The sequence below is a fragment of the Agromyces bauzanensis genome, from assembly GCF_014645655.1.
Lineage (GTDB): Bacteria > Actinomycetota > Actinomycetes > Actinomycetales > Microbacteriaceae > Agromyces > Agromyces bauzanensis.
Map to the genome: position 1 here is coordinate 243,598 of NZ_BMMD01000001.1, position 13,083 is coordinate 256,680.

The window sequence follows — 13,083 nt, forward strand, 5'->3', positions numbered from 1 at the left end:
TCAGTTGATCTGCGTCAGCCCCGAGCCGAGGAGCTGGAACAACCGGATCTTCCGCTCGATGGCCACGTCGTCGGTCGGGAGGTCCCAGATGTAGACGGGCTCGGTGGGGGCGTAGTAGAGCGTGCGCCACGAGGTGACGACCTCGACCTCGTCACGCGGGCGCCCGTCGAAGATCGGCTCCCTCTGCAGCGCCGAACGGATGATGGTGCCGAGCGAGGCGCCGTCCTCCGACGAGAGCATGTGGCCCACGTGGTGCGGGCGCAGCCCCTTCGCCTGCAACTGCCGCAGGGGCTTGGGGTCGGTGCCGTGCACGTTGGGCCAGCAGATCTTGCAGCTGCGCACGCCGTCGAGGTGCTGAGCGGACTCCCGGGTCATGAGCACCGGCACGGGCAGCCGGAAGTCGGGGTCGCCGGCCAGCCGCGAGCGATGCCGGTCGTCCCATCGCGAGTGACGATCGAGATGCGGCTCCAGCACGGGGCACTCGAGGCGATGCAGCACGCGTTCGCGGTCCTTGCTCGCGTCCGCACCCGCGACCGCGAACTCGGCGCCGTCACCGAACGCCTGCCGCAGCGACTCGAGCTCGCCTGCGACGATCCGGTTCACCATGGCGTCCGTGTCACTCGCGGTGGGCTGCTCCGGGTCAGGTCGTTCCATCCGCAGTGACTCCGCTCTCTGTGCCTCGGGGCCACGGCCCTCAAGCCGAATCTACCCGACGGCTTGACACATCCCGCGCAGCAGTGCGGGGCGACACGCCTCCGTTTTCAGGAGTCATCTGGCGAGTCTGAGTCGTCGCCCGCGTGTCGTCCTCAGGAAACGGAGGGTCGATTCGGCTCGCTCGCCGCCATCATCATCGGCGGCTTCGTCTTCGCGTCGCAGGCGGTCATTCTCGCCGTAGCGTGCTTCGCCCCCTGACGCCGAGCAGTCCGCGCTGAGCCGGATGTCCCGTGCCGACTTGAGCATCACTCCCGTCGGACTGAGCAACGACTACCCGTCCGCGTGACTCGCGCGACGCCCCCTTCGGTATTCCTGAGGTATGCGGACACTGGTCGCGCCGTTCACGACGACATCGGTGTTCTCGGGGTTGAACGTGCCGCCCGCGAGCGCGATCTCGTCGTACTCGGAACTCGTCGGCTCGATGACCGCGCGTACGGTCGCCCAGGTCTGGGAATGCACCTTGAAGGTCGCGTGCGGGGAGGAGAACCACCAGATGCCCGGTCGACCCAGACGCGGCTGCCGTCGGGCTTCTCCCGCAGGATCGAGCACGAGGCGGTCGCCGAGTCGCCCGAGTCGACGTTCGCCTTGCCGACGAACCAGTACTTCGTGGGTGCGCCCCGTTCGACGATTCGATACTCGAACTCGATCGTGGGCGGGGCTCGTAAACCCACCAGTCGGTGGAACCGCCCTGCGCGACCGTGGCGGCACCCGCACTGAAGTCGGGATTCGAGGGCGTGTAGTGCCCCTCGGACAACCCGATCTCGCCGATGCCCTCCACCGTGCCGTGAGGTGCACGTTGCCTTCGGCGGCGTGGGCGGGCGGGGGAAGGAGCGCGGCGCCGGCCGCGAGGGCGGCGACGAGGCCTGCGAGCGCGAAGACATGGACCCAGGTCGCCACTGCCCGTTCGCGGCCGCCCCCAGGAACGGGGGCATCGGGATGCCGCGGCGCGGCGTCACCGGCGGCCGACGCGCCCGCCCGCCATGATGGAGCGCATGGCGACCGACGCGCTCACCGCCGCAGCCGACGAGCTCTACGCCCTCGTGCCCGAGGAGTTCACGGCGGTTCGGAACGCCCTGGCGAAGGACGCCAGGGCCGCCGGCGATCGGGCGCTCGGCGACCGCATCGGCGAGCTGAAGAAGCCGTCGCCCGCCGCGTGGATCGCGAACCAGCTCGTGCGGCGACACCCCGACGACCTCGACGAGCTGCACGACCTCGGCGAGGAACTGCGCGAGGCGCAGGCCGCGGGCGACGGCAGGGCGCTCACCCGCATCGGCGGCGAGCGGCGGCGGCTGCTCACGGCCCTCCTGCAGCAGGCGATCGAACTCGCGGATGCCGCGGACCGCTCTCCCTCCCGTGCCGTGCTCGACGAGGTCGAGCAGACGCTGATCGCAGCCACCGTCGACGAGGCCGCGTCGCAGGCGCTGGACACGGGCAGGCTCGTGCGGAGCCTGCAAGCCGTCGGGTTCGAACCCGTGGAGCTCGACGGCGCCGTCGCCGGCGAGGCATCCGCCGCCCCCTCGAAACGGCGGGCCGAGCGTCCCGCACGATCGGACCGACGTACGGTGCGAGCCGGAGCGGCGAAGTCGGTGGACGAGGGCGAGCGCCGCGCCGCCCGCGAGCAGGCCGAGCAGGATGCGCAGGACGAGCGGATTCGCGCGGCCCGCAGGCAGGCCGAAGCCGACCTTCGCGATGCCAGGGACCGCGCCGAGGCGGCCCAGCGTGCGCTCGCCGATGCCGAGGACCAGCTGCAGGCCGCCGAGTGGAACGCCGACGAGCTCCGCGACGAGCGCCACGATCTCGAGGCGAGGCTGAAGGAACTCCGTGCCGAGATCGCCGAGGCAGAGCGTGACGAGCGCGAGGCGGAGCGGGTGCGCGCCAAGGCCGCGGTCGCCGTCGACCGGGCGCGCGGCGACGTGGAGGCGGCTGAGGCGGCGCTCGCCGAGCTCGAGTGAACCGCTCGCCTCAGTCGTGCGTGTCGCGCGGGCGGCGGGGCACGTAGCGCGGCACGTACCGCCAGAGGATCGCGGCGCCCGCGAAGCCCAGCACGCCGACGGCCGCGCTCGCCGCCATGATCGAGGCGACCGAGGTGATCGCGGAGATGAGCAGCGGCGCCACCGCGTGACCCGCATGGCCGATCGTGCGGAACGCGCTGAGGAACGGCGCGGGGTTGCCCTTCGGTGCGAGGTCGGCGCCGAGCGTCAGCAGCACGCCGCTCGTGAGCCCGTTCGCTATGCCGAACAGCACGGCGACGACCACGAACCAGACGTCGTTGTCGGACACGTCGTGCGTGAAGGCCAGCAGGATGTGCCCGGCGCCGAGCCCGATGAGACCTGGGATCGCTCCCCAGAGCCGCCCGAACCGGTCCATGACCTGACCGCTCACGTAGAACAGCCCGAAGTCGATCGCGGCCGCGATGCCGATCACGAGCGAGGCGGTGTCGGCCTGCATGCCGATCGATACCGCCCAGAGCGGGAGGATCACGGTGCGGCTCGCGCGGACCGCGCCGAGGAACCCGACGCCAGTGCCCACGCGGGCGAGCACCGCGCGGTTCGCGGCGATCGCGCGGAACACGCCGTGCGACGCGGCATCCGCCTCGGCCTCGCCCTCGGTGAGCGCGCCGACGGATGCCGACCGCACGATCCGCGCCGCCCCGAAGGTGCGCTCGGGGTCGGGCAGGAGCAGCAGCACGATGACCACCGCGAAGCATGCGGCGACGAGCACCCACACCACGAGCTCGGGCGAACCCGACCACGCGATGATCGCCGCCGCGGCGAACGGGCCGACCGCCCAGCCCCCGCGGAACACGCCGCCGAGGGTCGACAGGGCCCGCGCCCGCACGCGTGCCGGCACGTAGCTCGTGAGGAACGCGTGGCGTGCGAGCCCGAAGACCGAGGTCGCGAGACCGAGGAGGAAGACGCCGATGCCGAGCGCGAGTGCCGTGGGGGAGACGACGGCGATGAGGGCGCCCGTGACCGCGAGCATCGCCGCGCCGATCATGGCGTTGCGCTCGCCGATGCGGGCGACGAGCCATCCGGCCGGCAGGTCGCCCACGAGTTCGCCGACCATGAGCATCGACGCGATGAGGCCGGCGATCGCGAGCGAGGCGCCCCGCTCCGTCGCGACGACGGGGATGACCGGGATGAGCGCGCCTTCGCCGAACGAGAAGATGAAGGTCGGCAGGTAAGCCGGGAGGATGATCGAGCGCCACGAGAACGAGGGCGTCGAGTCGGTCATCACCCTCGACGGTACACCTGGGTCGACCGCGCAGGTCGCGCCCAGCGCGGGCCACTAGGCTGGTGACGCCATGTTGGATCTTGACCTCACGCAGGAGATCGCCGCGCTGCGCTCCACCTTCCGCGACATCCGTGCCGTCGTCGACGTCGACGCCCTCGAGGCCGAGATCGCCCGGCTCTCCGGGGAGGCCGGCGCGCCCGACCTCTGGGACGACACCGAGAAGGCCCAGCAGGTCACGAGCGCCCTCAGCCACCGGCAGTCCGAGCTCGCCCGGGTGAAGAGCATCGACTCTCGGCTCGACGACCTCGAGGTTCTCGTCGAGCTCGCGAACGAGATGGGCGACGAGGAGAGCGCCGCCGAGGCGCGCACCGAGCTCGCCGCGCTGCAGCAGACCATCGGCGACCTCGAGGTGCAGACGCTGCTCGACGGCGAGTGGGACGACCGCCCTGCCGTCATCACGATCCGTGCCGGCGCCGGCGGCGTGGACGCCGCCGACTTCGCCGAGATGCTCATGCGCATGTACCTGCGCTGGGCCGAGCAGCACGGCTACAAGGCCACCGTCATGGACACGAGCTACGCCGAGGAGGCCGGCATCAAGTCGGCGACATTCGAGATCGACGCGCCCTACGCGTTCGGCACGCTCTCGGTCGAGGCCGGCACGCACCGGCTCGTACGCATGAGCCCGTTCGGCGCCGCCGGCAAACGGCAGACGAGCTTCGCCGCGGTCGAGGTCATCCCGCTCATGGAGGAGGCCGGCGAAATCGACGTGCCCGAGTCCGACATCCGGGTCGACGTCTTCCGTTCGTCGGGCCCCGGCGGCCAGTCGGTGAACACGACCGACTCCGCCGTGCGCCTCACCCACCTGCCCACGGGGATCGTCGTGTCGATGCAGAACGAGAAGTCGCAGATCCAGAACCGCGCCGCCGCCATGCGCGTGCTGCAGTCGCGCCTGCTCCTCCTGCAGAAGGAGCAGGAGGCCGCCCAGAAGAAGGAGATGGCGGGCAACATCACCGCGAGCTGGGGCGACCAGATGCGCTCCTACGTACTCGCGCCGTACCAGATGGTGAAGGACCTGCGCACCGAGTACGAGGTGGGCAACCCGAGCCAGGTGTTCGACGGCGACCTCGACGGGTTCATCGCCGCCGGCATCAAGTGGCGCAAGCGCAAGCAGGACTGACGCACGGCTGACGCGCGGTGCGCAGCGCGCTCACCAGGGCGACGGACGCTCCTCGTCGCGCGTGGCGTCGTCGGGAAGGTGCGGTAGTTCGTGGCCCCCGGCACGGATGCACAGCCAGCGCAGCTGCTCGGGGCTGTCGGGCACCGAACGCCACGTGCGCCAGACGCCCTGGCCCACTCGCACGACGGTGCCGGGCCCGACGTCGACGACCTCGTCGTCGAGGCCCATCTGGCCACGTCCGGCGAGGAAGACGTACAGCTCCTCGACGCGGTGGTGCGTGTGCCAGTAGCCCGCCTCCTCGCCCGGCTCGAATGCGTTCGCGGTCATGCCGATGTACTGCATCGTGAGGTCGTGATCGACGACGCGTCGACCGTCGCGCGAGGTCGTGGGACGGAAGCCACCGAAGTGCTCCCGCCACTCGTCGAGTCCGCCCATCTCCAGCACCTGGTAATCAGTCACCAAGCCACTGTATCGGCGCACTCAGGACCTGATCGCGAACTTCGCGAGGGTCTTCGAGCCCGCCGCGGCGACGAACGCGCGGATGAGGGCGATGCCCTCGGGGTCGAGGCGCTCCTCGGGATGCCACTGCACCCCGAGGCAGAAGGCCCCCTCGGTCGCCTCGATGGCCTCGACGACGCCGTCGGGTGCGGTCGCGGCGGCGACGAGTCCCTCGCCCAGCCGGTCGACGCCCTGGTGGTGATGCGACGAGATGTCGAACTCGAGCTCGTGCGTGATGCTGCTGAGCAGCGTGTCCGGCTCGATCGCCACGGGATGCGACGTGTGCATGCCGTACTCCGCGCGGTGCGGCGTGAGGTCGAGCCGGTCGCCCAGGTGCTGCTCGAGGGTGCCGCCGAGGGCCACGTTGATCACCTGCATCCCGCGGCAGGCGCCGAGCACGGGCATGCCGCGTTCGCGCGCGAGCTGCGTGAGGGCGATCTCGAGCTCGTCGCGCACCCGCAGCGGGGCGTCGTTCGTCGGATGCGCCTCGCTGCCGTAGAGCGTCGCGTCCAGGTCTCGGCCGCCCGGCAGGAACAGGCCGTCGACGAGGTCCAGGAGCCGCCCCGGTTCGCCCAGGTGCACCTCGAGGCTGGGGAACAGGAGCGGTGCGCCGCCCGCCTCCTCGATCGCCGCGACGTAGGCATGGGGGATCCCGTCGGTGGGGATGTCGACCCACGCTCCCGAACTGGCCGCCTTGCGGTCGGCCACGATCCCGATGGTCGGAACGGTCATCACGTCTCCCGTGTCGTGTTCGTCTCACGTTCCAACCTACTCACGGAAGTGCAGCGCGGCGCCTGCGGGATGTGGGCGGGTCTCCCAAGTTGGGAGTTTGGCGAGTCGTGGGTGCCGTTTCCCGCCATGCTGCTTAGGCTCGATCCGACATGATCCGATTCGACTCCGTCACCAAGACCTACGCCGGCCAGTCGAGGCCCGCCCTGAACGACATCGGGGTGGAGGTCCTGCGCGGTGAATTCGTCTTCCTCGTCGGCGCCTCCGGCTCCGGCAAGTCGAGCTTCCTCCGGCTCATCCTCAAGGAGGAGAAGCCCACGAAGGGCAGGATCCACGTGCTCGGGCAGGACCTCGGCACGATCTCGAGCCGCAAGGTGCCCTACTTCCGGCGCGACCTCGGCGTCGTGTTCCAGGACTTCCGGCTGCTGCCGAACAAGAACGTCTTCGAGAACGTCGCGTTCACGCTCCGGGTCATCGGCAAGTCACGCGGATTCATCCATTCGGCCGTGCCCGCGACGCTGAAGCTCGTCGGGCTCGACGGCAAGGGCAAGCGGATGCCGCATGAGCTCTCCGGTGGCGAACAGCAGCGCGTCGCCATCGCCCGCGCGATCGTGAACAAGCCGCAGATCCTCCTCGCCGACGAGCCGACGGGCAACCTCGATCCGGTGACCAGCGCCGGCATCATGACGCTCCTCGAACGCATCAACGCGGGCGGCACGACGGTCGTCATGGCGACGCACGAGGCCGGCATCGTCGACCAGATGCAGCGACGCGTCATCGAGCTCTCCGCAGGCGAGGTCGTGCGCGACGAACGCGCCGCCGGCTACGGGGCCGGCGTCGCCGAGGAGCAGGCCGAGACCCCAGAGATCGCGGAGCCCGCGGCGGCGACCGACGCCGACGCCGACGCGGTCGCCGCGGTGCTGGGTGGGTCGTCCGCGCAGGCCGCGGCCGCGGCATCCGGCACGACGGCGAAGGCGAGGGCGAGGGCGCCCGGGCCGACGAAGGCCGCGACGGCCGCGACGACGGCGAAGACCTCGACCGCGAAGACGTCCACGACCGCGAAGTCCTCGACGACCGTGAAGTCCTCGACGACGGCGAAGTCCTCGACGACGGCGAAGGCCGCGAAGCCCGCCAAGCCCGCGAAGCCCGCCGCCGCCCCCGACGGCGCGGCCACCGAGGGCACGCCGAGCACGGCAGCCGCGCGCGCGCCCATCACGCGGGCGGCGCCGAAGGTCGGCAGGAAGGTCATGGACGAGAAGCAGCCGCTCTACGTCGAGCCCGAGGAACGCGACGAGGTGACGGATGCCGCGGCGGCGATCACCGCGGCCGCCACCGGCGTGGTGACGGTCCCCGATGGAGAGCCCGAAGCCGGATCCGATGCGACCGCCCCCGGCGCGCCCGAATCCGCGGCATCCGAGCACCTGACGCTCGCAGAGCGACTCGGACTGCGTGCCCCGGGCGGACCGCGCGCGGGCGACGACGACCAGGAAGTGGGGCCGACGAGATGAGGCTCGGGCTCGTGCTGTCCGAGGCCGCGAACGGCCTGCGCCGCAACGCCTCGATGGTCGTGTCGGTCGTGCTCGTCACGTTCATCTCCCTGACGTTCGTCGGCACGGCGGCGCTCATGCAACTGCAGATCGCGCAGATGAAGAACTACTGGTACGACCGGGCCCAGGTCGCGGTGTACCTCTGCACGTCGGTGTCGACGGCCGCGGGGTGCATCGACGGCGAGGCTACCGAGGAGCAGAAGGCCGCCGTCGAGTCGCAGCTCGCCTCGGACACACTCGCGCCGTTCATCGACGAGTTCTACTTCGAGGACCACCAGCAGGCCTACGAGAACTTCCAGGAGCAGTTCGAGGGCACGCCCGCCGCCGACTACGTGACGCCCGAGGTGCTCAACGAGACGTTCTGGGTGAACCTCGTCGATCCGTCGCAGGCGGCCGTGCTCGCCGAGAGCCTCGCGGGGCTCGCGGGCGTCGAGCAGGTCGTCGACCAGCGTCGATACCTCGACCAGATCTTCGACGTGCTCAACGCGGCGAGCTACACGGCCATCGCCATCGCGGCGATCATGCTCGTCGCGGCGGCACTGCTCATCGCGACGACCATCCGGCTCTCGGCGTTCTCGCGACGGCGCGAGCTCGGCATCATGCGGCTCGTGGGCGCCTCCAACCGGTTCATCCAGACGCCGTTCGTGCTCGAGGGCGTGTTCGCCGGGCTCCTCGGATCGTTGCTCGCGGGCGGCGCGGTGATCGCGATCGTGCAGTTCTTCGTGCAGGGCTACCTCTCCGACACGCTCTCGTTCACGTTCGTCGACCTGGGCGACGCGCTCATCGTGGTGCCGCTGCTCATCCTCGTGGGCGTGCTGCTCGCGGCCGCCTCGGCGGGCATCGCGATCACGAGGTACCTCAAGGTCTAGGTGCGACCGAGGCTCGATCCGCGTCGGCGTGCCTCGTCGATCACCGTGGTCGGCTAGACTGAACGGCTGCCTCCGGATGCGCCGGACGGATCCGTCATCGAACCGAGGAGTGAACCGTGCCCAGGGAACGCGGTCAGAAGGTCGTCGCGACCAACCGCAAGGCGCGGCACGACTACACGATCGAGGACACGTACGAGGCGGGCATCGTGCTCACCGGCACCGAGGTGAAGTCGCTCCGAGAGGGCCGCGCGTCGCTCGTCGACGGCTACGCGTTCATCGACGGTGGCGAGATGTGGCTCGACTCGGTGCACATCCCCGAGTACACCGAAGGCACGTGGAACAACCACGCGCCGCGACGCAAGCGCAAGCTCCTGCTGCACAAGCAGGAGATCGTGAAGATCAGCCACAAGACCAAGGAGGGCGGCTACACGCTCGTCCCGCTCTCGATCTACTTCAGCGAAGGGCGGGCCAAGGTCGAGATCGCGGTCGCGAAGGGCAAGCGCGAGTACGACAAGCGGCAGGCGCTGCGCGAGCGGCAGGACAAGCGCGAGGCCGCGCGGGCGATCGCGACCCGGCGCAACCTGGGCGACTAGGTCAGCCGGCGATCTCGCGCAGCACGTCGAGGTGCACGGCGAAGGCCGCCCGCCCCTTCGACGTCATCGACAGCCAGGTGCGGGGAACCCTGCCGAGGTAGCCCTTGCGCACGGTGACGTAGCCGGCCGCCTCGAGGGCGGCGGCCTGCTTGCTGAGTGCCGAGTCGCTCAACTCCACCGCATCGCGGACGAAGGCGAACTCGGCCTCGTCGGCCGCGGCGAGGAGCGCGGCGATCGAGAACGGCACCGGACGCTGCAGCAACGGGTCGAGCCGGTGGCGCGGGTGCGGGGCATCCGGCCGATCAGCCACGGACCACCACCAGCTCGCGCAGCGACCCCCAGAGCGGCGGCACGGCCGTGATCGCTCCGGCGACGGCGAAGAACGCCACGGATCCGGGGAAGATCAGGAGCCCCGCGCCGAGGGACGCCGCGAAGCACGCGCCCCACGCGCCCATGGCGGTGCCGAAACGTCGCGAGAAGCCGAGGCTCGACGCGCGGACGCGCCGGAGGTGCACGACGGCGAGCACGCCCAGCACGGCCGCGAAGGCCAGCGAGACGCCGAGCACCTCGGCTTCGTCGGTGCGTGCGAACCACCCGAGCGCGGCGAGATACACAGCGGATGCCGCGGCGAGCCCGGTGAGCCACGCGGACGCCGAGGCGGAGCCCTCGACGGCGACCCGGCGGGTTGCGGCACGGGCTTCGTGAAGCTGCGCCCCGGCCGCGTCGCGGTCGATGGCGTCGCGATCGACGGGGGAGTCGTCGATAGGGGAGTGGTCGTCGTGGTCGCTCATGCTCGCCAGCATAGCAAGTACTTTCCTGTGTAGAAAGTCAACGCTCGGAGGATTCCTGAAGCTGCGCGAGTAGGCTCATCGCGATGGAGACCTCGACGCGCATCCCGATCCCCGGCACGTACAACTTCCGCGACGTCGGCGGGCTTCCGGCGGTCGGCGGGCGGGTGCGCGAGGGGGTCCTCTTCCGCTCCGACGGGCTGCACCGGCTCGGCAACGAGGGCCGCGCCCAGCTCCGGCGGCTCGGCGTCGGCAGGGTGATCGATCTCCGCGACGAGAACGAGGCGGCGGTCATGCCCGACGACCTCGACGGCCTCGACGTTGAGGTGCTGCGCCTGCCGGTCTTCGAGGGGTCGGGCGCTTCGCAGGGTGCGCGCGGCATCTCGCTCGACGCGCTCTACCACCGCATCGTGACGCAGCACACCTCAGTCGTCGTCGGTGCGCTCCGGGAGATCGCCGGCGCCAGCGAGCGATCGGTCGTGGTGCACTGCACGGCAGGCAAGGACCGCACGGGGGTCGTCGTCGCCCTCGCCCTCAGCGCCGTGGGCGTGCACCGCGACGCCGTCATCGAGGACTACGCGCGCACCGAGGCGAACCTCGCCGGCGAATGGCTCGAGCAGATGGTCGCGCTCATCGGCGAGAATGGCATTCCCGACACCCCCGAGTTGCGTGTGCTCATGGGCGGGAGCCCGCCCGAGGCCATCGAAGGGATGCTCTACACGGTCGAGCGCACGCACGGGTCGACCCGCGAGTACCTGCTCGCGGCCGGGCTCGCCCTGCACGAGCTCGCCGCCCTCGAGGGCCTGCTCATCACCGACTGAAGAGTGGTCAGGCCGCTTCCGCCGTGAAGCGGGCATCGACGGATGCCTCGATCACGATCTCTGCGGGGGCGAACTCCGTGCCCTGCGATCCGCCGCCAAGGTCGGCTGCCGTGCGCATCATCATCGTCTTCGGCGCACCGGGCATCGGCTGCGCACTCAGCATGCCGTGATCGGCGAGCTCGACGGGCGTGGGATCGCCGAGACCCAGGGCCGACGCGTAGACCCGCGCCTTCGCGAGCGCGTCGGCGACGGCTGCCCGCTGCGCCGCCTCCCGCACACGTCGGCGGGTGGCATCCGTCAACCGCCACTCGATGCCGCCGATGGCGACCTCAGCCGCCCCGGCCGCGTCGCCGACCCACTCGCCGAGTCGTGCGAGGTCGGTGAACACCACCTCGACCTCGGCGCTCGCCTGGTGCACGAGCGGCAGTTGCTTGCCCTCGCTGTTCCAAGGCCGGTACGACCACACGCGAAGCTGGCCGGCCGACCAGGTGTCGAGGACACCGGATGCCTCGAGCTCACGCACCTGGGCGAGCACGCGGTCGTGCGCGGCCGTGGTGCTGCCCACCACGTGGTCGCGAACGGCGCCCTGCGCGCCGATCGAGAGGGCGACCGCGCCGAGCTCGGGAGCGATGCGTTCCTCGGCACGGCCGGTGACGGCGATCGTGGTCGGCATGCGTGGCCCCCTCTGCGTGCGGACGATGCTGGGTCGCGCGCTCGCGGTCGCGTCCGTGCGGTCGCCCCCAGCATACGACCGAGTCCGGCCGGCACGGCCGACGTCGGTGGCGCTCGTGCTCAAGCGGGCGCCCGCGCGGGCAGCGCCCCCGCGCCGGCGAAGAGCCGGTCGAACACCGCACCGCGGTCGAACTGCAGCGCGTGGGCGCGGGCGCGCGCGGCGCGAGCGGCGCGCTCCTCGGGCGGCAGTGCGAGCGCCTCGTCGATGGCCGTCGCGATCGCATCGGGGTCGTCGACGGGCACGATGGTGGCGTGCTCTCCGACGGCCTCCCGGATGCCGCCCGTCTCCGTCGTGATCACGGCGCCGCCGCCCGCGAGCATCTGCTCGGCGAGGGCGATGCCGAACGTCTCGACGAACTCGGGACGCGGCTTGCTGGGCAGCACGTAGGCGGCGCATCCGGCCATCAGGTAGGGCTTCTCCGCATCGTCGACGTCGTCGAGGAAGACGATGCGATCGGAGATCGAAGACGCGTCGGCACGTGCCCGCAATGCGCCGGCCTCGGATCCACGCCCCGCGATCACGAGGTGCAGGCGCATGTTGGCAGGGGTGCGCTCGAACCCCGCAATGAGGTCGTCGATCCCCTTCGCCGTCGTCAGGCGCGAGAGGAACAGCACGTAGCCGTCGCGCTCGAGCCCACGGGCGGCGAGCACGCCGTCGACGAGGTCGGGATCGAGGTCGAGGTACTGCGACGTGTCGATGGCGGGGTAGGAGATGCGGATGCGGTCACGGCACTGCTCGGCGAAGTGCGTGCCGTGGCACGCGTCGATCTCGGCCGCCGAGGCGATGATGAGTTCGCGCGTGTACTCCGAGACGGCGACGCAGTGGTCCTGCGCGAGGTAGCTGGAGAGGATGTGCGCCGCCGCGCCGAAGCGACCCTCGTTGACGGACGAACGCACGACGTTCGTGATATCCGACCCCACGGCCTCGGCGATCGTGGTGACCCGCACCGGGAGCCCGGTGCTCCAGGCGGCCCGCACCGCGTCGGTGACCGCGACCGTGTGGGGGCTCAGGTAGAGCGAGAGGCACACGGTCGGCACGCCGTCGGTGAACAGCTCGACGAGCCGACCGGTGATGCCCGCGACGTAGCGGCCATCGGGCACCTTGTAGTCGCCGACGGGCTCGGGACGCTCGACGAAGATGCCGGGACTGTATGGGAGCATCCGGTCGAGCGGCTTCAGCGGGAGGCCGGTGGCCTCGAGTCGTTCGATCGGCCACGTGATGATGCGCACTTCGTCGAAGCCCCGTTCGAGCGCCGCTTCGGCGAGATTGCGCCCCTCGACGGAGTGGCCGCAGATCACGGGATCGGCGCGGTTGACGATGACGAGGCGGTTGCGGGGCTTGGTGTTCATGGGCGCGTCCTTCGTTCGATGCGGGCGTGCG

15 protein-coding genes are annotated in these 13,083 nt (G+C 70.9%); 6 read left to right on the plus strand and 9 right to left on the minus strand.

From position 1 onward, the window contains the following. Both IEX31_RS01185 and IEX31_RS01190 read right to left on the minus strand, forming a co-directional pair. Entirely contained in the window at nucleotides 1-654 is a 654-nt protein-coding gene (locus IEX31_RS01185) for a hypothetical protein (RefSeq protein WP_188741595.1), read from the minus strand. A 330-nt stretch (nucleotides 655-984) separates the two neighbouring features. Further along, nucleotides 985-1,173, minus strand: coding sequence for a hypothetical protein (locus IEX31_RS01190; RefSeq protein ID WP_188741596.1), 189 nt, complete (start codon nucleotides 1,171-1,173; stop codon nucleotides 985-987). 533 nt (nucleotides 1,174-1,706) lie between these two features. On the opposite strand from IEX31_RS01190, the gene IEX31_RS01195 reads away from it, so the two are divergent. Further along, nucleotides 1,707-2,666: a hypothetical protein gene (locus IEX31_RS01195; RefSeq protein WP_188741597.1), complete on the plus strand. Its 960-nt coding sequence runs from the start codon at nucleotides 1,707-1,709 to the stop codon at nucleotides 2,664-2,666. Between the two features lie 10 nt (nucleotides 2,667-2,676). Here the strand turns inward: IEX31_RS01195 and IEX31_RS01200 are convergent, their stop codons facing one another. Beyond that, nucleotides 2,677-3,948 (minus strand): MFS transporter, encoded by a 1,272-nt coding sequence (locus IEX31_RS01200; protein WP_188741598.1) that lies wholly within the window; start codon nucleotides 3,946-3,948, stop codon nucleotides 2,677-2,679. A 70-nt stretch (nucleotides 3,949-4,018) separates the two neighbouring features. Here IEX31_RS01200 and prfB point away from each other — a divergent pair, with 70 nt between their 5' ends. Then, entirely contained in the window at nucleotides 4,019-5,125 is a 1,107-nt protein-coding gene (gene prfB / locus IEX31_RS01205; RefSeq protein WP_188741599.1) for a peptide chain release factor 2, read from the plus strand. 30 nt (nucleotides 5,126-5,155) lie between these two features. On the opposite strand, the gene IEX31_RS01210 is transcribed toward prfB, so the two are convergent. After that, nucleotides 5,156-5,584 carry a cupin domain-containing protein gene (locus tag IEX31_RS01210; RefSeq protein WP_188741600.1) on the minus strand — a complete coding sequence of 143 codons (429 nt, stop codon included), beginning with the start codon at nucleotides 5,582-5,584 and terminating at the stop codon, nucleotides 5,156-5,158. Nucleotides 5,585-5,605: 21 nt separating this feature from the next. Continuing rightward, complete coding sequence (locus IEX31_RS01215) at nucleotides 5,606-6,355, minus strand: gamma-glutamyl-gamma-aminobutyrate hydrolase family protein (protein WP_188741601.1); 750 nt, start codon at nucleotides 6,353-6,355, stop codon at nucleotides 5,606-5,608. 149 nt (nucleotides 6,356-6,504) lie between these two features. Here IEX31_RS01215 and ftsE point away from each other — a divergent pair, with 149 nt between their 5' ends. The 3 genes from ftsE to smpB all read left to right on the plus strand — a co-directional run bounded on the left by ftsE (nucleotide 6,505) and on the right by smpB (nucleotide 9,361). Then, the gene (gene ftsE, locus IEX31_RS01220; RefSeq protein WP_188741602.1) at nucleotides 6,505-7,860 is read left to right on the plus strand and encodes a cell division ATP-binding protein FtsE; all 1,356 of its coding nucleotides are present in this window, start codon (nucleotides 6,505-6,507) and stop codon (nucleotides 7,858-7,860) included. After that, the gene (ftsX, locus tag IEX31_RS01225; protein ID WP_188741603.1) at nucleotides 7,857-8,768 is read left to right on the plus strand and encodes a permease-like cell division protein FtsX; all 912 of its coding nucleotides are present in this window, start codon (nucleotides 7,857-7,859) and stop codon (nucleotides 8,766-8,768) included. Before ftsE ends, ftsX begins: the two co-directional genes overlap by 4 nt. A gap of 116 nt (nucleotides 8,769-8,884) precedes the next feature. Next, nucleotides 8,885-9,361: an SsrA-binding protein SmpB gene (gene smpB, locus IEX31_RS01230; RefSeq protein ID WP_188741604.1), complete on the plus strand. Its 477-nt coding sequence runs from the start codon at nucleotides 8,885-8,887 to the stop codon at nucleotides 9,359-9,361. A 1-nt stretch (nucleotide 9,362) separates the two neighbouring features. Here the strand turns inward: smpB and IEX31_RS01235 are convergent, their stop codons facing one another. Both IEX31_RS01235 and IEX31_RS01240 read right to left on the minus strand, forming a co-directional pair. Further along, nucleotides 9,363-9,671 (minus strand): transcriptional regulator, encoded by a 309-nt coding sequence (locus IEX31_RS01235; RefSeq protein ID WP_188741605.1) that lies wholly within the window; start codon nucleotides 9,669-9,671, stop codon nucleotides 9,363-9,365. After that, nucleotides 9,664-10,152, minus strand: coding sequence for a hypothetical protein (locus IEX31_RS01240; protein WP_188741606.1), 489 nt, complete (start codon nucleotides 10,150-10,152; stop codon nucleotides 9,664-9,666). The genes IEX31_RS01235 and IEX31_RS01240 overlap by 8 nt, the downstream gene beginning before the upstream one ends. A gap of 83 nt (nucleotides 10,153-10,235) precedes the next feature. On the opposite strand from IEX31_RS01240, the gene IEX31_RS01245 reads away from it, so the two are divergent. Continuing rightward, nucleotides 10,236-10,970, plus strand: a complete 735-nt coding sequence (locus IEX31_RS01245; RefSeq protein ID WP_188741607.1) for a tyrosine-protein phosphatase — start codon at nucleotides 10,236-10,238, stop codon at nucleotides 10,968-10,970. Nucleotides 10,971-10,977: 7 nt separating this feature from the next. On the opposite strand, the gene IEX31_RS01250 is transcribed toward IEX31_RS01245, so the two are convergent. After that, entirely contained in the window at nucleotides 10,978-11,643 is a 666-nt protein-coding gene (locus tag IEX31_RS01250; RefSeq protein ID WP_188741608.1) for an SIMPL domain-containing protein, read from the minus strand. 119 nt (nucleotides 11,644-11,762) lie between these two features. Continuing rightward, entirely contained in the window at nucleotides 11,763-13,052 is a 1,290-nt protein-coding gene (locus tag IEX31_RS01255; protein WP_188741609.1) for a glycosyltransferase, read from the minus strand. Nucleotides 13,053-13,083 lie beyond the last annotated feature (31 nt).